We start from the raw sequence: 18,874 nt of genomic DNA, 5'->3' as shown, positions 1-18,874 counted from the left end.
CATTTGTTAACAGGAGCCGTGCAACCTTCGGTCGATCTTAAGAGGCCTGCATGGTAGCGACACGAACGGACACTGGCACACGACTCGCCAACGCCATCCTGTTCCCCGTTGTGGGGCTGGTTCTGCTCGCCATCGCCTTCTCGGTGGCGCTGATCGTCTACACCTCGCGCTCCGCCGACATCGCCGCCCTCAACAGTGAACGGTCGCTCCTGAAGGGCAGTACCAATCTGCAGCTCGAGCTTCTGGCCAAGGAACAGGAGGGCGCTGCGGTCTGGGACCAGTCCTTCTTCTACTCGCGTCCCGAGACGCTGAGCACCGACTGGCTCGACAGCAATGTCGGCCTCTGGCTTTTCTCCAACTACGGACACGACCAGGCCGTCATTCTCGATATCCACGGACGCCCGATCTACAACTCCGTGCGCGGGAAACGGCACCCGGTCGAGGAGACCTCGGGTCTGCTGGAAGACATCGAGCCGCTCATTGCCGGCGTCCGCGCCCGCTTCATCGCCAGCTTCAACCGCCTGCCGTCCGGCCTCTACTACATTGAGCGGCCGCCGAGCGGCTTCACGCGGTCCCTGCACGAAACCGGCATGACGGTCTTCGAAGGCGTGCCGGCGCTGGTTTCGGTGACGGCGATCGGCCCCGAACTCAAGCAGTTCCTGTCCGCCCGCCGCGCGCCTGCGGTGCTGATCAGCCTGAAGAAGCTCGATCCCGCGCGGCTCCAGGGGCTGGCCGAGCGCTCCGGCGTGCGCGGCCTGCGGTCGGTTACCGACCCCGATGGCGCGTTCGCCAGCATGGAACTGCGCGACCCCCGCAACGCGCCCATCGGCTATCTCGTCTGGCAGGCGCAGAACCCCGGCTCCTCGATCCTCTACGGCGTCGGGCCGGTTCTGTTCTTCCTGGCCGCCACCATCGCCGGTCTCACTGGCCTGGTGCTCTACTACACCCGCCAGAACACCCGACGCCTTGCCGAGAGCGAGGCGCGCGCCCAGCATGCCGCCCTGCACGACAGCCTGACCGGCCTTGCCAATCGCGACTATTTCGCCACCAGTTTCCGCGAGGAACTGGCAAGCTGGCAGGTCGGCAAGGGGTTGCTCGGCGTCATCTACATCGACCTCGACCACTTCAAGGACATCAACGACACGCTGGGACACGCTGCCGGCGACGAGGTGATCCGCGAGGCGGCGCGCCGGCTGCGGGTATTGGTGCCGGAGGGCGCGACGCTCGCGCGCATCAGCGGCGACGAGTTCGCCCTGCTGCTGCCCGGCTGCGAGTCCCGCGAGCGCATCGAGCAGATGCTGAAGCGCATACAGGACCGGTTTGCCGTGCCGATGTATATCGGCGGCAACCATCTGCATATCAGCCTCAGCGTCGGCGCGGCCATCGCCCCGCACGACAGCCTGTCGATGGGCGAGTTGCTCCGCAAGGCCGACATCGCCCTGTATTCGGCAAAGGCGGGCGGTCGCGGCCGCTGGGCGTTTTTCGATGCATGCATGGAAGAACACGTGCGCACCCGCGAGAACCTCGCCCATGCGCTGCGCGAGGCCATCACCAACAACAGGCTCGGCGTCGTCTATCAGCCGCAGACCACCATCGACGGCACCAAGGTCCTGTCCGTCGAGGCCCTGCTGCGCTGGACCGACGCGGAGATGGGCGTCATCAGCCCGTCCACCTTCGTGCCGATCGCCGAGGAAACCGGCCTCATCAATGATCTCGGCCTCTATGTGCTGCGCCGCGCCTGCGAGGACGCCGCCGCCTGGCCGCATCTGGGCCTTGCGGTCAATGTCTCGCCGACCCAGTTCCGCCATCCGCGCTTCATCGAGGATCTGCGCGACACGCTTGAGGCCTGCGGTTTCGAGCCGTCGCGGCTGGAGATCGAGGTGACGGAGTCGGTTTTCGCCGACAACGACATCGACATTCTCAAGATCCTCACCCAGGTGCAGGACATGGGTGTTCGGGTTGCCCTCGACGATTTCGGCGTCGGCTATTCGAGCCTCAGCTATCTGCGCCGCTTCCCCTTCGACACGCTGAAGATCGACCGTTCCTTCATCGCCGACCTGGAAGTCGCCCCGCATGCCCATGCAATCCTGTCGACAATCATCGATCTCGGCGAGGCGCTCGGCATGAAGGTGGTCGCGGAAGGCATCGAGACCCGCCAGCAGGCAATGATCCTGCAGCGGACCAATTGCGACCGCCTGCAGGGCTTCTACCTGTCGCGGCCCGTGCCGTCGGCGCGGATCGCCGAGGCGGAGGCGCGCCTGTCCGGCGAGAGCCAGGTGGCGGTGTCGCTCAGGGCGTAAGCCGTCCGCGCAATTCCGCGTCCAGCCGGGCGATCGCGGTGAACGGACCGCCCGCCCCGGCAAGCGCCGCATCGATATCGCAGGTCGCTCGTCCGACCGTGCCGAAGCGCCGCATCACCGCATCCTCCACCCAGTGCCGCTGTTGCCGCCGCCGACGGTGGTCGAGCTCTCCCGACGTCTCGAGCCGCGCCGCGTGGGCATCGCAGGCCTCGACAGCTTCGGCGATGCCCTGTTCCGCCGTCGCCGAGACCGTCAGCACTTCGGGCAGCGCCGCTCCCGCCGGGCGGGCCAGCGACAGCGCCCCCTGCACGTCGGCGGCCGCGCGCCGCGCCAGCGCGCCCATGTCCGCCTTGGTGACCAGCACCAGGTCGGGCAGTTCCATCACCCCGGCTTTCATGAATTGCAGACTGTCGCCCGAGCCCGGCTGGATGCACAGGGCGAGCGTGTCGGCGACATGGGCGACATCGGCCTCGGACTGGCCGATGCCGACCGATTCGACGATCACCCGGTCCATCACAGCCCGCATCAGGACGACGGCGGCGATGGCGTGGTCGGAGAGCCCGCCAAGCCGGTCCCGCGCCGCCATCGAGCGCACAAAGACGCCCATGTCCTCCGGATCGGTGGACAGCCGCGTGCGGTCGCCGAGCAGCGCCCCGCCGGTGATCTGCGAGGACGGATCGACGGCGATCACGCCGACGCTCTCGCCCCGCCCCCGATAGGCACGGATCAAGGCGTTGGTCAGCGTCGACTTGCCGACCCCCGGCGGGCCGGTGAGGCCGAGGACGCGGCCGCGCCCGGCCTGCACGGCCGTGTCGAGCAGATGCAGGAACGCGGGCTCGTCGCCATCGGTCTCGATGGCCGAGAGCGTGCGGGCGAGCGCCGCCTTGCCGCCGGCGGCAAGCTCTCCGATCGTCGCCGGCCGCCGGACCGCCATGGCCTCAGGCCGCTTTCTTCGCCTTCACCGCCGCCTGCGCCGCCGCCAGCCGGGCGATCGGCACGCGGAACGGCGAGCAGGAGACGTAGTCGAGCCCGACACTCTCGCAGAAGGTGATCGAGGCCGGGTCGCCGCCATGCTCGCCGCAGATGCCGAGCTTGAGACCCGGCCGCGCCGCCCGGCCGCGGTCGGCGCCGATGCGGATCAGCTCGCCGACGCCCTCCTGGTCGAGCGACACGAAGGGATCGCGCTCGACGATGCCCATCCGCTGATAGATGCCGAGGAAAGACGCCGCATCGTCCCGCGAGATGCCGAAGGCGGTCTGCGTCAGATCGTTGGTGCCGAAGGAGAAGAACTCGGCCGTCTCCGCGATCTCGCCGGCCCGCAGACAGGCGCGCGGCAGCTCGATCATCGTGCCGACCTGATAGTCGACGGTGACACCCGTCTCCTGCGCCACCGCCTTGGCCATCGCGTCGATGCGCGCGCGCACCAGGTCCAGTTCGGCCTTGACGCCGACCAGCGGCACCATGATCTCCGGCGTCACCGGCGCTCCGGTCGTCTTGCCGGCCGCTACCGCGCCCTCGAAGATAGCGCGCGCCTGCATCTCGGCGATTTCCGGATAGGTGACGAGCAGCCGGCAGCCGCGATGGCCGAGCATCGGGTTGAATTCATTGAGATCCTGCGCCCGCTGCCGCAGCACCTCGCTGTCGACACCCATCACCGCCGCCACCTCGGCGATCTCCTCCTCGCTATGCGGCAGGAACTCGTGCAGCGGCGGGTCGAGCAGGCGGATCGTCACGGGCAGGCCCTGCATGATCTCGAACAGCTCGGTGAAATCGCCGCGCTGCATCGGCAGCAGCTTGTCCAGCGCCGCGCGCCGGCCCTGCTCGGTCTCCGACAGGATCATCTCGCGCACCGCGACGATGCGCTCTCCTTCGAAGAACATGTGTTCGGTGCGGCACAGGCCGATGCCTTCCGCGCCGAAGCCGCGCGCCGCGCGGGCATCCGCCGGCGTCTCGGCATTGGTGCGCACCGCCATCCGGCGATGGGTGTCGGCCCATTCCATCAGCCGGGCGAACTCGCCGGACATTTCCGGCTGCAGCATCGCCACCTCGCCGACCAGGACCTGGCCGGTGGTGCCGTCGATGGTGATCACGTCGCCCTTGGCGAGCTTGCGGCCCGAGACCGTCAGCGTCGCCGTGCGATAGTCGATCCGCAGCGCGCCGGCGCCGGAAACGCAGGGCTTGCCCATGCCGCGCGCCACCACCGCCGCGTGGCTGGTCATGCCGCCGCGCGTCGTCAGGATGCCTTCGGCCGCGTGCATGCCGTGAATGTCTTCCGGGCTCGTCTCGACGCGCACCAGGATCACCTTGCGGCCTGCAGCCTTCGCCTCTTCCGCCTCGTCAGAGGAGAAGACGATGGCGCCGGACGCTGCGCCCGGCGAGGCCGGCAGGCCGGTGGCGATCACGTCGCGCTCCGCCGCCGGGTCGATCATCGGGTGCAGAAGCTGGTCGAGAGCGGCCGGATCGACGCGCATCACCGCTTCCTCGGTGGTGATCAGGCCCTCGTCGGCCATCTCCACGGCGATCTTCAGCGCAGCGCGCGCGGTGCGCTTGCCCGAGCGGGTCTGCAGCATCCACAGGCGTCCGCGCTCGATGGTGAACTCGAGATCCTGCATGTCGCGATAATGGCCTTCCAGCCGGTCGCAGATCTCGGTGAACTCGGCGAAGGCCTCCGGCATCGCCTTTTCCAGCGACAGCGCCTCGGAGCCGGCGGCGATGCGCGCCGCCTCGGTGAGATCCTGCGGCGTGCGGATGCCGGCGACCACGTCCTCGCCCTGGGCGTTGATCAGGAACTCGCCATAAAGCGCCTTCTCGCCGGTCGACGGATTGCGGGTGAAGGCGACGCCGGTGGCCGACTCCTCACCCATGTTGCCGAAGACCATCGCCTGTACGTTGACCGCCGTGCCCCAGTCGTTGGGAATGTCGTGCAGCCGGCGATAGGTGATCGCCCGCGCGCTTTCCCAGGACAGGAACACCGCGCCGATGGCGCCCCAGAGCTGTTCGTGCGGATCCTGCGGGAAGGGCGTGCCGAGTTCGTCCTCGACCAGGGTCTTGTAGCTGGCGATGACCTGCTGCCAGTCTTCGGCCGTCAGGTCGGTGTCGAGGTCGCGGCCGTGCTCGTTCTTGAACTCCTCGAGGATCTCCTCGAAGGCGTGGTGGTCGAGGCCCATCACCACGTCGGAATACATCTGGATGAAGCGGCGGTAGCTGTCATAGGCGAAGCGCGGGTCGCCGGCGGCGGCGGCCAGCGCCGGCACCGTCTCGTCGTTGAGGCCGAGATTGAGCACCGTGTCCATCATGCCCGGCATGGAGACGCGGGCGCCCGAACGGACAGAAACCAGCAGCGGGTTGGACGTGTCGCCAAAGCGGCGCCCGGTGATCCGGCCGACCTCCTCCAGCGCCGCGTCGACCTGTTCACGCAGCCCGTCGGGATAGGTCTTGTCGTGGGTGTCGAACCAGGTGCAGACCTCGGTGGTGATGGTAAAGCCTGGCGGCACCGGCAGCCCCAGATTGCTCATCTCGGCCAGGTTGGCTCCCTTGCCGCCGAGCAGGTTCCTCATTCCGGCAGAGCCCTCGGCCTTGCCGTCACCGAAACCGAACACCCATTTGGTCATGCCGCCTGCATCCTCTCGCTTCGGGGCTTGCACCCCGGAGGCGCCGGGCCCCGCGCTTGAGGTCGCGCGCGCCTCCCTTCCCGGATGCCCCTCCCCTTAAATGATGCAGTGCACGAAACAAAGGTTTTTTGCGCGCCCGGCCCCTTTCGTTATTGCCGCAGCCTATGGAGCCTCGCTTCCGCCGGCCCGCGGATCCCATTGCCGCAGCGGCCCGCGCACCCCATATCGCGGGAGCGCCGCAAAGCCTGAGCCGGCTTCGCGGGCGCGCCGGGCGGTCGCGCTTGCAGGCGGGACATATTGCGGCCATCCTCGCACGCAAGATCATGCGGATGACTCGCCACATTCGCGCCAAGGCAGACACCCAGATCCAGACGCCGAGCTCAGGCGCCGGGTCAGGCACCCGGATCGGTGCAAAAGCAGGGGCATTGAGACACTCCGGATGACCACACGCCGCCTCACCCGTTCCGCCCGCCGCGGCAAGCTCGCCTGCAGCGTCGCGCTGCTGGCCCTCGTCGCCCTCGCCGCTCCCCAGGCCGTCGCCGAGACCCAGGCCCAGGCAATCGGCACTGTCACGGGAACGCCGGAAGGACTGCCGATCACCCTGAGCGGCAGCTATCTCGCCGGCCGGCTGGCGGGCCAGAGCAACGACATCGGCAATGCCGCCGCCTTCTTCGGCGAGGCGCTGCTGGTCGATCCGGGCAACCCTTTCCTGCTCGACCGCACCTTCGTGCTGAAGCTCGCCAATGGCGATCTCGCCGAGGCGCTGGAACTGGCGGAACGGCTGAAGGGCGAACAGGCGGACCACTTCCTTGCCGGGCTGATGCTGGCGGTGGAGGAGATGCGCGCCGGCAACTACGCCAAGGCCGGCGAATACCTGTCCGACGGCGGGCGCGGCCCGCTGGCGGAACTGGCCTCCGGGCTGATCTCCGCCTGGCTGCTTGCCGCCCGCGGCGAGACCGACGAGGCGCTGGCGCGGATCTCGCGGCTTTCCGGGCCGAGCTGGTACACCGTCTTCGTCACCTACCATTCCGGCCTGATCCAGGATCACGCCAGCCGCGCTGCGGAAGCGGAAGACAACTTCCGCGCGGCCTATGAGGCTGACCGCGGCGCCTTGCGGGTCGTCAATGCCTACGCGCTGTCGCTCTATCGCAATGGCGACAAGGACGCGGCGCTGAAGGTGCTGGACGACTTCAACGCCATGCTGCCCAACCATCCGGGACTGCTCGCCACGCGCAGAAAAGTCGAGGCCGGCGAGACACTTGGCACCATTGTCCGGAGCCCCGAGGTCGGCGCGGCCGAGGTTCTCTACGGGCTCGGCGCGGCGATCGGCCGTGACGGCGGCGAGGAACTCGCCGCCACCTTCCTGCAGCTTTCGCTGCATCTCGACGAGGAGGCCGATGTCGCCGCCATCGCGCTGGCCGGCCTGTTCGACCGGATGGGCCGTTTCGAACGCTCCATCGAGGTGCTTTCGGGCGTGCCGGACACTTCGCCGCTGAAGCGCGACGCCGAGATTCAGGTCGGCATAAATTACAATGCACTGGAGAATCTCGAAGAGTCCCGCGCCCATCTGGCGGCGCTGGTCGAGAGCGATCCGAGCGACCTCGACGCGGTCACCGCACTCGGCAACGTACTGCGCTCGCACAAGCTCTTCGAGGAGGCCGAGGAGGCCTACAGCAAGGGCATCGCCACCATTTCCGAACCGCAACCGCAGCATTGGACGATCTACTATTATCGCGGTATCTGCCGGGAAAGACTGAAGAAATGGGATCAGGCCGAGGCCGATTTCCGCCTCTCCCTGGAGCTGTCGCCCGATCAGCCGCTGGTGCTGAACTACCTCGGATATTCGCTTGTCGATCAGGGTCTCAAGCTGCCCGAGGCGCTCGACATGATCCGCAAGGCGGTGGAGCTGCGCCCGCGCGACGGCTACATCGTCGACAGTCTCGGCTGGGCCTACTACAAGCTGCACCGCTATGAGGACGCCGTCGTCGAGCTGGAGAAGGCCGTGGAACTGCGGCCGCAGGATTCGGTGATCAACGACCATCTCGGCGATGCCTATTGGAAGGTCGGGCGCCGCCTCGAGGCGCGGTTCCAGTGGAACCACGCCCGCGACCTCGATCCGGAGCCCGAAGAGCTGCCGAAGATCCTGGAGAAGATCGAAAACGGCCTGCCGGAGCCCGGCGAGCCGCCCGCCGCCAAGGCCGAGCCGAAGCAGAACGGCGGCTGACGCCGCCATGTGTCCCCCCGCATCGACGGGCGGTTCCCCCAGCCAGTCCGGCGCCGGGTCGCAGGCGGACAGACCGGCGCCCACAGAGCCGGCCGCCGCACGGCTTGCCCGCGCCAAGCTGAACTACGCCCTGCACGTCACCGGCCGACGCGCCGATGGCTACCATATGCTGCAAAGCCTTGTCGCCTTTGCCGAATTCGGCGACACGCTGTCGGTCGTCACCGGGGATACCGGCCTCTCGCTGGCGCTCGAAGGCCCCTTCGCGAGCGCCCTGTCCCCGCAGACACCGGACGCCTCGACCGGAGATAACCTGGTGCTGCGGGCCGTGCGCGCGCTCGCCGAAAACCTCGGCGGAGGCCCTCCCTCCCTCGCCTTTACCCTCGTCAAACGCCTGCCGGTCGCCTCCGGGATCGGCGGCGGATCGGCCGACGCCGCCGCCGCGCTGCATCTCGCGTTTGCGGCGATGACCGGCCGTCCGGCGGGCGCGAGCGACATGGCGCGGCTGGCGAAAATTGCGGAAAGGCTCGGCGCCGACGTGCCGATGTGCCTGGCCTCGCGGCCGGCGCTGGTCAGCGGCACCGGCACCGAAGTCGCATCTCTTCCCCGCTTTCCGGGCCATGCGGTGCTGCTGGCAAATCCGGGCTTACCCGTTGCAACGCCTGAGGTTTTCGCCCGTCTGGCCTGCCGCGAGAACCCGCCGCTCTCCCCGCTTGGCGAGAGCGATCTCGCCTCCTTCGACGCGCTGATTGCCTGGCTCGAGGGCACCCGCAACGACCTCGAAGCGCCGGCGCTGACCGTGGCGCCGCAGATCGCCGAGGTGCTGGCCGCGCTGGGCTCGGCGCGGGGCGCGCGGCTTGCCCGCATGTCCGGATCCGGCGCGACATGCTTTGCCCTGTTTGCGGGGATAGAGGAGGCCGAGCGGGAGGCCCGACGCCTCGCCCAATGTCATCCCGGCTGGTGGGTGCAGACCGCACCCGTCGCTGCGGTTGCCTGAGGGCCGGGCCGAGATACCCTCCCCGTCGCAAATCTTCTCCCGCGCGCCGTTTTTCGGAATGTCCCCGGCGCGCGATCGCGACAACACTTGGACAACCCGCGACACTCCGCTATCGCGTGGACCTGTTTTCCTCGCAGCCGGGAATCACCGCCGATGAGCGCCTTTGCCCTGACCGTCACCTGCCGCTCGACCCGTGGCATCGTCGCCGCCATCTCCACCTATCTGGCGGAGAACGGCTGCAACATCACCGACAGCGCCCAGTTCGACGACCGCGAGACCGGGAATTTCTTCATGCGCGTCAGCTTCAACAGCGAGACCGGCGCAACGCTGGAGGCGCTTTCAAGCGGCTTCGCGAGCCGTGCCGAGGCCTTCGGAATGGACTTCGCGTTCCATGACGAAACGGCGCAAATGAAGGTTTTAATTATGGTTTCTCGGTTCGGGCACTGCCTGAACGACATCCTTTACCGCTGGCGGATCGGGGCGCTGCCGATCGATATCGTCGGCGTGATCTCCAACCATCTGGACTACCAGAAGCTGGTGGTGAACCACGATATCCCCTTCCACTACATCAAGGTGACGCGGGATAACAAGGCGGAGGCCGAGGCCCGCCAGATGGCGATCGTCGAGGAAACCGGCGCGGAACTGGTGGTTCTCGCCCGCTACATGCAGGTGCTGTCGACGCGCATGTGCGAGGAAATGGCCGGGCGGGTGATCAACATCCACCATTCTTTCCTCCCCAGCTTCAAGGGCGCCAACCCGTACAAGCAGGCCTTCGCGCGCGGCGTCAAGCTGATCGGCGCGACCTCCCACTATGTCACCAGCGATCTCGACGAGGGACCGATCATCGAGCAGGACACGGTGCGCGTCACCCATGCCCAGTCGCCCGAGGATTACGTCTCGCTCGGCCGCGACGTGGAGAGCCAGGTGCTCGCCCGCGCCATCCACGCGCATATCCACCGGCGTGTTTTCCTCAATGGAAACAAGACAGTGGTCTTCCCGGCCAGCCCCGGCAGCTATGCCTCGGAGCGCATGGGCTAGGGGACAAGACCACGGACAGGCGGCCCGAACGCCCCGGCCGGGGTGTTCGCAGGTTGCGCGAAAATTGAGACGGATTTTGCAAAAAACCGTCTCGAAATCGCTCAATTTCGAGAATCGCGTCTCAAAAACCTCAGTTGACGCGGGCGATGCAGAAATCGACCGCCTCGGCCAGCGCCTCGCGCTGCCCGCTCGCCGGTAATCCCCGCAGCGCCTCCAGCGCCTCAGCCCCGAAAGCACGGGCCCGCTCGACCGTCTCGGAGAGCGCCCCGGTCTCGCGCATGATCGCGATGGCCCGGTCGAGATCGCCCTCGCGCACGTCGCGCTCTTCGAGGCAACGCGACCAGAATTCGCGGTCCTCCGGCTTGCCCCGGCGGATGGCGAGGATAACCGGCAGGGTGATCTTGCCTTCGCGCAAATCGTCGCCGGTGTCCTTGCCGAGATCGGCGGCCGAGCCGCCATAGTCGAGCGCGTCGTCGACGAGCTGGAAGGCAAGGCCGAGCGCCATGCCATAGGCGCGGGCGTGGGCGCGGTCGGTCTCGGAGGCCCCGGCGATCACCGGGCCGACCTCGGCGGCAGCGGCAAACAGGGCCGCCGTCTTCGCCTCGATGACCTGCATGTAGCGCTCTTCGGTGGTCTCCAGGTCCTGCGCCGCGCCGAGCTGCATCACCTCGCCCTCGGCGATGACGGCCGAGGCGCTGGCCAGGATCCGCAGCGCCTCCAGCGAGCCGACATCGACCATCATCTTGAAGGCCTGGCCGAGCAGATAGTCGCCGACCAGGACGCTTGCCTGATTGCCCCACAGTTTGCGCGCCGCCAGCTTGCCGCGCCGCATGTCGCTCTCGTCGACGACATCGTCGTGCAGCAGCGTCGCGGTGTGCATGAACTCGACGCTGGCGGCGAGCCCGACATGCCCCTCGCCCGCATAGCCGAACATGTCGGCCATGGCGAGGGTCAGCATCGGCCGCAGCCGCTTGCCGCCCGACGAGATCAGGTGGCGGGCGATCTCCGGGATCAGCTCGACATTCGACCCCGCCTTGGACAGGATGAGCTGGTTGACGGCCTCCATGCCGCCGGCGGTGAGGTCGACCAGGGTCTGGATGCTGGCCGGTTCTGACCGGGTTTCGCGCAAGGGAACCACCACGCCCACGTTGAACAACCTCGTATAAGGTAAGAGACGGGCGGGACAATAGGTCCGCCCCATGCCCACGGCAAGCCGTCTTTCGCAAGAAGCACCGTTGACCAAACCGGCCGGATGCCGCACAGGCGGGCGCCGGCAAGGGTCGCTTCGCGCGGTCCGGTCCTGTAAGCTGCGGCCCCTGACCGCCCCAACGACCAAGGACGACATGGTTCCTCTGCTCAAGACCAACGATATGGTCCTGATTTCCTATGTCGAGGCGCTTCTGGACGAGGCCGGCATCGGCCATCTCGTGCTCGACGGCAACATGAGCATCCTGGAAGGCTCGATCGGCATCATCGCCCGCCGGGTGATGGTCACCGAGGACGACCTCGATGCGGCCGTTCGCCTCATGCGCGAGGCCGACCTCGCCCACGAACTGGACGCCGACACGCTGGCCCGCCACGCAAGGGCCGGCGGGAGTGAGGCCCCGTGAGCGGCGACAGTCAGGACGCGGCCGAGGTCGAAGCCCCGCCCGAGCCGGGGTCCATTACGCCGGGACCTGTCGAGCAGGCCTTGCAGGAGAGCGCGGAGATCACCCGGGACGCCTTTCTCGGCGGGCTGGTGCAGGTGCTGCAGCCGGCGCGCGGCGCCCACCGCGCCGGGCTCGACGCGGTCTATCTGGCCGCCGCCGTGCCCGCCGGCACGCGCGGGCGCATCGTCGATCTCGGCTCGGGCGTCGGCACCGCCGGCTTTTGCCTCGCCGCGCGCCTGCCGGAGGTGGAGGTGGTGCTGGTCGACCGCGACCGGGCGGCGCTCGATCTGGCGCAGCGCGCGCTGGCCCTTCCCGACAATGCCGGTTTCGCGCCGAGGGTGACCATCCTGGAGGCGGACATTGCCGCGCGCGGACGCGAGCGCCACGCCGCCGGCCTGACGCCGGGCCTTGCCGACCACATCATCGTCAACCCGCCCTATTACACGGACGGGCGCTTTCGCGCCTCGCCCGCCGCCCCGCGCGCTGGCGCGCATGTGCTGGACACGCGCGGGCTGGAGCCCTGGGTGCGGGTCGCAACCGACATCGTGCGCGAGGGCGGCACGCTGACCATGATCTTCCGCGCCGACGGGCTGGGCGAGATCCTGCAGCTCCTGCCCGGCCGCTTCGGCGCCATCGACGTCATTCCGCTGCGCCCGCGCCCCGAGGCCGCGGCAACCCGCATCCTGGTGCGCGCCGTGCGGGCGAGCCGGGCGCCGCTGCGCCTCTTGCCGGGCTTCGTGCTGCACCAGGGCGCCGGCTCCGACTTCACCCCCGAGGCGCGCGCGATCATGCGCGACGGCGCCGGCCTGCCGCCGCCCCCGCCCCGCTGAGACGCGGCGCAGGCGGGGTGCCGATCCGTCAGTGGATCGGGAACTCCGCGTCGAGAATCCGCCAGTCGCTCGGCCCGATCAGGTCGCGATGGGAAATGCGCACCGAATGCAGCCTGCCCTCGATGTCACGCTCCCAGAACCGCAGAAAGCGGCTGAGCTCGGGGAAGGTCGGCGCCTTGTCCAGCGTCTGCCAGAGGAAGGTCTGCAGCAGCCGCGGATGGTCGGGCATGTGGTAGAGGATCTGGGCCGTGAGCAGGCCGTAGCCCTCGAGCTGGCGGGAAAAATCCGATGAGATCATGACCGGAACCTTTCGTAGCCTCTCCCTGCGTCAAGTGTCCGCGCGTCACGGTTAATGGGGGGTTAACCCAAGCGTTCCGCCGCCAACCCTCCGCCTTGTCCCTAAGGACACCTGACAAGCCCGGCCTACCCGCACTATGGTGCGGGAAACAGCCCGGCGCGGACGATGCGCGGGCACGCAAGGACCAGGAGCCCAGATGACCGCGCAGCCCCTCCCGGACACAATCGACGCGACGCGCGCCCTGCTCGACGGCCAGGGCTATGTCGCCGACCGCTCGCTGGCGACCGTTCTGCTGCTGGCGCTGAAGCTGAAACGGCCGCTGTTCCTGGAGGGCGAGGCCGGCGTCGGCAAGACCGAGATCGCCAAGGTGCTGTCGCAGGCGCTGGGGCGCGAGCTGATCCGCCTGCAATGCTACGAGGGGCTGGACGTCTCCACCGCCGTCTATGAATGGAACTACGCCGCGCAGATGGTCGAGATCCGCGTGTCGGAAGCCGCCGGCGACACCGATCACGATGAATTGTCCAGATCGGTCTTTGCCGAACGCTTCCTGATCAAGCGGCCGGTGCTGAAGGCGCTGGAGCCCTCGCTCGCCGGCCCGCCGGTGTTCCTGATCGACGAGCTCGACCGGGCCGACGAGGCCTTCGAGGCCTTCCTGCTGGAAGTACTGTCGGACAACCAGGTGACGATCCCGGAACTGGGCACGATCCGCGCCGAGGAGCCGCCCATCGTCATCATCACCACCAACCGCACCCGCGAGATCCACGACGCGCTGAAGCGGCGCTGCCTCTATCACTGGGTCGACTATCCGGACGCGGAGCGCGAGCTGGAGATCGTCCGCCGCAAGGTGCCGGGCGCCGGCGAGCGGCTGGCGAGCGAACTCGTCGCCTTCGTGCAGGCGCTGCGCACCGACGAGGACCTGTTCAAGCAGCCGGGCGTCGCCGAGACGCTGGACTGGGCGACCGCGCTGACCGAGCTGGACCAGATCGCGCTGGACCCGGACATGGTCTCCGACACGCTGGGCGTGCTGCTGAAATACCAGGACGACATCGAGCGCGTGCGCGGCTCGCGCGCCCGCAAGATGATCGAGGACATTCAGCGCGCCTATGACCGCAGGGCAAGCGGGCAGGACTGAGCCGATGACCGACGACCTGGCGACGCTGCAAGAGCAGGCCGGCGGACGCATCGCCGACAATATCGTGCAATTCGCCCGGACCCTGCGCCGCGCCGGCCTGCCGGTCGGCCCGGCCAGCGTCGTCGATGCGGTGCGCGCGGTGGAGGTCGCCGGCCTGCGCAGCCGCGAGGATCTCTATTGGACGCTGCATGCGGTCTTCGTGCGCAAGCGCGAGCAGCGCGCCGTCTTCGACGAGGCCTTCCGCATCTACTGGCGCTCGCGCGGGCTGATCGAGAAGCTGCTGTCGATCCTCTCGCCGGTGGCGCCGGCACGCGCCGCGCCCGACAAGCCCAAGGCCGGCCAGACCCGCGTCGCCCAGGCGTTTCAGGCAACGCGCGAGCGCCAGCCGCAGCACGAGCGCGAGGAAGTGGTGGTCGACGCCCGCTTCACCGTGTCGGGCCGCGAACTGCTGCAGCGCAAGGACTTCGCCCAGATGAACGCGGCCGAGATCCGCGCCGCCAAGGACGCCCTGCGGCGCATGGTGCTGCCGATGGAGAAGGTGCGGCTGCGCCGGCTGGTCAGCGCCCCGCGCGGGCGCATCGACCCGCGCCGCACCTTGCGCGCCTCGCTGCGCACCGGCGGCGACATGATCGAGCTGCGCCACCGGCGCCACGACCTGAAGCGCCCGCCGATCGTCGCGCTTTGCGACATTTCCGGCTCGATGAGCCAGTACACCCGCATCCTGCTGCATTTCATGCATGCGCTGACCGAGGAGCGGCGCAACGTCCACACCTTCCTGTTCGGCACCAGGCTGACCAATGTCACGCGGCAATTGCGGATGAAGGACCCGGACGAGGCGCTCGCCGCCTGCACCCAAGGGGTGGAGGACTGGTCGGGCGGCACCCGCATCGCCACCGCGCTCGCCGCCTTCAACCGGCACTGGTCGCGCCGGGTGCTGTCCGGCGGGCCGATCGTGCTGCTCGTCACCGACGGGCTGGAACGCGACAGCGACGAGGACCTGGAGCGCGAGATCGACCGGCTGCACCGCTCCTGCCGGCGGCTGATCTGGCTGAACCCGTTGCTGCGCTTCGACGGCTTCGAGGCGCGGGCGAGAGGCGTGCGGGCGATGCTGCCGCATGTCGACGAGTTCCGCGCCGTGCATTCGCTGGAGGCGGTGGCGGACCTGTGCACCGCGCTCAGTGGCGGGCGCGCGCGCGGCGGCCAGATGACCGATCCGCGCGCCTGGCTGCGCCGGGCAGACGCGCATGCGGCGCAGGACGCGGCGCGGCTGGCGGCGCCCTGACCCGCTACCCGAAGACCCGTTACCCGAAGACCCGCTACCCGAAGATCAGGCGCCAGACCAGCGGCACCAGCAGCGCCGTCGCGATGGCATTGAGCCCCATGGCAAGGCCGGAAAAGGCGCCGGCGGTCTCGTTGACCAGCAACGCGCGCGAGGTGCCGATGCCATGGGCGGCCGTGCCGATGGCAAAGCCGCGCGCCCGCCAGTCGCGAATGCGCGCCAGATCCAGCACCAGCGGCCCGAGCGCCGCGCCCAGGATGCCGGTGAGGATGACCAGGACGGCGGTGAGCGAGGGCAGCCCGCCGAGCGGCTCGGCAATGCCCATGGCGACCGGCGCGGTGGCGGATTTCGGCGCCAGCGAGGCCAGCGTCTGGCGCGAGGCGCCGAGCAGCGAGGCGACCGCCAGCGCCGAGAGCGCGGCGGTGAGCGAGCCGGCCAGCAGGCTGACGCCGATGGCCAGCGCCGAGCGGCGCACCCGCGCGAACTGGCGATAGAGCGGAATGGCGAGCGCCACCGTCGCCGGCCCCAGCAAAAAGTGCACGAACTTGGCGCCGTCGAAATAGACCGGATAGGCGGTGCCGCTGACAAGCAGCACGGCGCCGATCAGCAGCACCGCGACCAGCACCGGATTGACCAGGGGGTGAAAGCCGGCCCGGCGGTAGAGGAAAAAGCCGAGCTGATAGGCGGCAAGGGTGAGCGTCAGCGCGGCAAGCGGGCTCGCCGAGAGATAGACCCAGATCTGCGACAGCGGCTCGCTCATGGCGCGCCTGCCTCGGGACCGGAGGGGCCGTCCGCCTCCCGCCGCGCCAGCCGGCTCATGACAAGGCCGGTGACCAGCACCGTCAGCAAGGTGGAGACGACGAGCGCGGCGGTGATCGCCAGCCCCTCGCGCCCGATCAGGCCGAGATGCACGACGACGCCGACGCCGGCCGGCACGAAGAGCAGCGCCAGGTTCTTGAGCAGCGCATCGCCGACCCGGCCGAGATCCTCCCCCACCCCGCCGCGGACGGCGAGCAGCAGGAACAGAAGGATCATGCCGAGCACCGGCCCCGGCACCGGCAGCCCGCTCGCCGTGACCGCAAGTTCGCCGGCAAGCTGGCAGCACAATATCAGCGTCAGGGCCCCGATCATTCGCCCGATCCCCCAATCTTCGATCCGCACACAGTGCCCCCCCACAGTGCCCCCACAGTGCCCCCACAGTGCAGGCCCGCCGTCCCGCCGGCAAGGCCCGCGCGCGCGGCGCGCTTCTGTCGCAGGGGAATCGGAAGGTTCTCGGGAAAATTACGTAAATGTGAACAGTCGAGAGAAGGCAGAGCCGGGAGAAGGACTTGATCTCACCAAGACCGTCGCCATGTCTTTGTCAGAGAAAGCGGAGAAAGCGCAGACAGATCGCTGGACGGACGAGATGCGACTGACCGAGCCCCATGACCCCGCCCGCCCCCGGCGCGCGCGGCTGCTGCTGCCGGCGCTGATCGTCTTCGTGCTCGGCGCCGCGACCTTGATGGTGCTCGGCGCCGGCCTCGTCGACATGACGCGCAAGGACGCGACGCTGGCCCGGCCGATGGAGACGGCGCCCCCGGCGCGGCTCGGCTGACGGAAGCGTCAGTTGACCGCGATCAGTTGACGGCAATCACCGGCGTGTTGACGCCGACCCGGCGGAACAGGTCGGCGATGTCGCGATTGTGCATGCGGATGCAGCCATAGGACACCGGACGGCCGATCGAGTCCGGCCGGTTGGTGCCGTGGATGGCGTATTCGCCCCCGGCGAGCGTCATCGCCGCAACGCCCATCGGATTGTTCGGCGCTCCGCCCGCGATCACCCTAGGCAGATGCGGCAGGTCGCGCTTGACGTCGGCGGGCGGCGCCCAGGCCGGACGCACATGCATGCCGGTGATATAGGTGCGCCCCGCCCAGGCCTTGCCGCGCTTGCCCACGGCCACCGAATAGCGCAGGGCGGTGCCGCCCGGCTGCACCAGATAGAGCCGCTTCTCGCTGTTGCGGATGACGATGGTGCCCGGCGCGACACGGGCGTCGGCAAAGGCGACGAGCTCCGGCGCGGCCCATGCCGAATGGCTCCACAGCGCCACCCCGATCGCCATGTAGATGGCGACCATCCCCCAGACCACCTTGCCCATCGCCCACTCCGGTATTGGTTTACCGAATATTTACGCATTGGCGCTGGCGGTTAAAGGGTTTGCGGGAATCGCCGCCGCGAATCGATTCGCATGGTTACCGGTTAAGGTTTACGCGCCGGCCGATCTTGAGGTCCGAAACACGAAAAACCCCGCCCGGACGAACCGGGCGGGGCGAAAATCAGCAGTCAGCCGAAAGGCTTACTGCATGTAGTCGTAGTTGCCGTCCTTCCACTCGTAGAAGACGTAGCCCGGCAGGGTCACGTCGCCCACGTCGTTGAAGGAGAGGTTGCCGAGAACGGTGGCGAACTCCATCTCGTTCAGCTTGCCGACCACCGCGTCGAAGTCGGTGGAACCGGCGGCCTTGGCGGCCTCGGCCCAGGCCTGGATCGCGGCATAGGTGTAGAGCGAGTAGCCCTCGGCGGTGCGGCCGGCGGCCTCGAGCGCGGCGACGACCGGCTGCGCGATCTCGCTCTTGCGCGGATCCGGCGAGAAGGTCATCAGCGTGCCGGCACCGACGTCGCCGGTGATCGACCAGTACTCGTCGGTGACCAGCGCGTCACCCGAGACGAGGATGGTGCTCATGCCCTGCTCGGCCATCTGGCGCTTGATGAGGCCGGCTTCCGTGTGGTAGCCGCCGACATAGAGCACGTCGATGTTCTCGGACTTCAGCTTGGAGACGAGCGCGGTGTAGTCCTTCTCGCCGGCCGTATAGGCCTCGTAGAGGGCTTCCTGCTTGCCGGCCTCGTTCATGTACTTCTTGGTCTCGTCGGCAAGGCCTTTGCCGTAGGCGGTCTTGTCGTGGATGATGGCGATGTTCTTGTCGCCGAACTTCTCGGCGAGGAAGGCACCGGCCACCTGGCCCTGCTGGTCGTCACGGCCGCAGGTGCGGAACACGCCCGGGCCCGGACGCTCGTCGGTGAACTTCGGGTTGGTCGAGGCCGGAGAGATCTGGACGATACCCTCCTCGGCATAGACCTGGCTGGCCGGGATCGACGAACCCGAGCAGAAGTGGCCGGCGACGAAGACGACGCCCGAACCGACGAACTGGTTGGCAACCGCCACGGCCTGCTTCGGATCGCAGGCATCGTCACCGACCTGCAGCACCAGCTTCTCGCCGTTGATGCCGCCCGCCGCGTTGATGTCCTCGATCGCCTGCTCGGCACCGGCCTTCATCTGCGCGCCGAACGAGGCGTACTGACCGGTCATCGGACCGGCGGTCGCGATGACGATGTCGGCCATTGCCGCGCTCGACAGGCCGAGGCCCGCGACGGTGGCAACGCTCGCCAAAAGAAGCTTCTTCATAAGGTAGTCTCCCCTTGCTCCAGATGCATTCCCGGTCCACCCCGGACCGGTGCTGAACCACTCTGGTCTTGCGGGCTTTGCG

General features: G+C 68.4%; 17 protein-coding genes. 9 read left to right on the top strand and 8 right to left on the bottom strand.

Features of this window, described 5'->3' with window-relative positions; all coding sequences use genetic code 11:
• The first annotated feature begins 50 nt into the window (after window positions 1–50).
• Window positions 51–2,300, top strand: coding sequence for a bifunctional diguanylate cyclase/phosphodiesterase (locus tag TSB10GB4_RS14020; RefSeq protein ID WP_186396256.1), 2,250 nt, complete (start codon window positions 51–53; stop codon window positions 2,298–2,300).
• On the opposite strand, the gene TSB10GB4_RS14015 is transcribed toward TSB10GB4_RS14020, so the two are convergent.
• Together TSB10GB4_RS14015 and ppdK are read right to left on the bottom strand one after the other, a co-directional pair.
• Window positions 2,290–3,234, bottom strand: coding sequence for an ArgK/MeaB family GTPase (locus TSB10GB4_RS14015; protein WP_186396255.1), 945 nt, complete (start codon window positions 3,232–3,234; stop codon window positions 2,290–2,292). The two genes, TSB10GB4_RS14020 and TSB10GB4_RS14015, sit on opposite strands and share 11 nt — an antisense overlap.
• Window positions 3,235–3,238: 4 nt before the next feature.
• Window positions 3,239–5,911, bottom strand: coding sequence for a pyruvate, phosphate dikinase (gene ppdK / locus TSB10GB4_RS14010; RefSeq protein ID WP_186396254.1), 2,673 nt, complete (start codon window positions 5,909–5,911; stop codon window positions 3,239–3,241).
• A gap of 439 nt (window positions 5,912–6,350) precedes the next feature.
• Between ppdK and TSB10GB4_RS14005 the strand changes: the two genes are divergently transcribed.
• The 3 genes from TSB10GB4_RS14005 (at window position 6,351) to purU (ending at window position 10,167) form a co-directional block, all read left to right on the top strand.
• On the top strand, window positions 6,351–8,135 hold the full coding sequence (locus TSB10GB4_RS14005; protein WP_186396253.1) for a tetratricopeptide repeat protein: 1,785 nt from the start codon (window positions 6,351–6,353) through the stop codon (window positions 8,133–8,135).
• 7 nt (window positions 8,136–8,142) lie between these two features.
• On the top strand, window positions 8,143–9,129 hold the full coding sequence (locus TSB10GB4_RS14000) for a 4-(cytidine 5'-diphospho)-2-C-methyl-D-erythritol kinase (RefSeq protein WP_186396252.1): 987 nt from the start codon (window positions 8,143–8,145) through the stop codon (window positions 9,127–9,129).
• 153 nt (window positions 9,130–9,282) lie between these two features.
• Window positions 9,283–10,167: a formyltetrahydrofolate deformylase gene (gene purU / locus TSB10GB4_RS13995; RefSeq protein WP_186396251.1), complete on the top strand. Its 885-nt coding sequence runs from the start codon at window positions 9,283–9,285 to the stop codon at window positions 10,165–10,167.
• A 130-nt stretch (window positions 10,168–10,297) separates the two neighbouring features.
• Here the strand turns inward: purU and TSB10GB4_RS13990 are convergent, their stop codons facing one another.
• Window positions 10,298–11,314, bottom strand: coding sequence for a polyprenyl synthetase family protein (locus TSB10GB4_RS13990; protein ID WP_186396250.1), 1,017 nt, complete (start codon window positions 11,312–11,314; stop codon window positions 10,298–10,300).
• Between the two features lie 196 nt (window positions 11,315–11,510).
• Here TSB10GB4_RS13990 and TSB10GB4_RS13985 point away from each other — a divergent pair, with 196 nt between their 5' ends.
• Together TSB10GB4_RS13985 and TSB10GB4_RS13980 are read left to right on the top strand one after the other, a co-directional pair.
• Window positions 11,511–11,777: a DUF2007 domain-containing protein gene (locus tag TSB10GB4_RS13985; protein ID WP_186386365.1), complete on the top strand. Its 267-nt coding sequence runs from the start codon at window positions 11,511–11,513 to the stop codon at window positions 11,775–11,777.
• Window positions 11,774–12,646, top strand: a complete 873-nt coding sequence (locus tag TSB10GB4_RS13980) for a methyltransferase (RefSeq protein WP_208984797.1) — start codon at window positions 11,774–11,776, stop codon at window positions 12,644–12,646. The genes TSB10GB4_RS13985 and TSB10GB4_RS13980 overlap by 4 nt, the downstream gene beginning before the upstream one ends.
• Before the next feature lie 28 nt (window positions 12,647–12,674).
• Here the strand turns inward: TSB10GB4_RS13980 and TSB10GB4_RS13975 are convergent, their stop codons facing one another.
• Window positions 12,675–12,944, bottom strand: a complete 270-nt coding sequence (locus TSB10GB4_RS13975; RefSeq protein ID WP_186386364.1) for an usg protein — start codon at window positions 12,942–12,944, stop codon at window positions 12,675–12,677.
• A gap of 196 nt (window positions 12,945–13,140) precedes the next feature.
• Here TSB10GB4_RS13975 and TSB10GB4_RS13970 point away from each other — a divergent pair, with 196 nt between their 5' ends.
• Window positions 13,141–14,076 carry a MoxR family ATPase gene (locus TSB10GB4_RS13970; RefSeq protein ID WP_186396249.1) on the top strand — a complete coding sequence of 312 codons (936 nt, stop codon included), beginning with the start codon at window positions 13,141–13,143 and terminating at the stop codon, window positions 14,074–14,076.
• Window positions 14,077–14,080: 4 nt separating this feature from the next.
• Window positions 14,081–15,358 carry a VWA domain-containing protein gene (locus TSB10GB4_RS13965; protein WP_186396248.1) on the top strand — a complete coding sequence of 426 codons (1,278 nt, stop codon included), beginning with the start codon at window positions 14,081–14,083 and terminating at the stop codon, window positions 15,356–15,358.
• Between the two features lie 34 nt (window positions 15,359–15,392).
• Here the strand turns inward: TSB10GB4_RS13965 and TSB10GB4_RS13960 are convergent, their stop codons facing one another.
• Together TSB10GB4_RS13960 and TSB10GB4_RS13955 are read right to left on the bottom strand one after the other, a co-directional pair.
• Window positions 15,393–16,115 (bottom strand): LrgB family protein, encoded by a 723-nt coding sequence (locus TSB10GB4_RS13960; protein WP_067216807.1) that lies wholly within the window; start codon window positions 16,113–16,115, stop codon window positions 15,393–15,395.
• On the bottom strand, window positions 16,112–16,486 hold the full coding sequence (locus tag TSB10GB4_RS13955) for a CidA/LrgA family protein (protein WP_186386360.1): 375 nt from the start codon (window positions 16,484–16,486) through the stop codon (window positions 16,112–16,114). Before TSB10GB4_RS13955 ends, TSB10GB4_RS13960 begins: the two co-directional genes overlap by 4 nt.
• A 274-nt stretch (window positions 16,487–16,760) precedes the next feature.
• Between TSB10GB4_RS13955 and TSB10GB4_RS13950 the strand changes: the two genes are divergently transcribed.
• Window positions 16,761–16,949, top strand: coding sequence for a hypothetical protein (locus TSB10GB4_RS13950; protein ID WP_186396247.1), 189 nt, complete (start codon window positions 16,761–16,763; stop codon window positions 16,947–16,949).
• Between the two features lie 22 nt (window positions 16,950–16,971).
• On the opposite strand, the gene TSB10GB4_RS13945 is transcribed toward TSB10GB4_RS13950, so the two are convergent.
• A complete protein-coding gene (locus tag TSB10GB4_RS13945) occupies window positions 16,972–17,454 on the bottom strand; it encodes a L,D-transpeptidase (RefSeq protein ID WP_244570920.1) in 483 nt (160 codons plus the stop codon).
• Window positions 17,455–17,688: 234 nt separating this feature from the next.
• A complete protein-coding gene (locus TSB10GB4_RS13940) occupies window positions 17,689–18,792 on the bottom strand; it encodes a branched-chain amino acid ABC transporter substrate-binding protein (protein WP_186396245.1) in 1,104 nt (367 codons plus the stop codon).
• Between the last annotated feature and the right edge of the window lie 82 nt (window positions 18,793–18,874).

Origin of the sequence: Stappia sp. TSB10GB4, from assembly GCF_900185745.1 — a bacterium.
In the GTDB taxonomy this organism is placed as follows: domain Bacteria; phylum Pseudomonadota; class Alphaproteobacteria; order Rhizobiales; family Stappiaceae; genus Stappia.
Note: the sequence above shows the minus strand (reverse complement) of the source record. Positions and strands in the feature narration are given on the sequence as shown.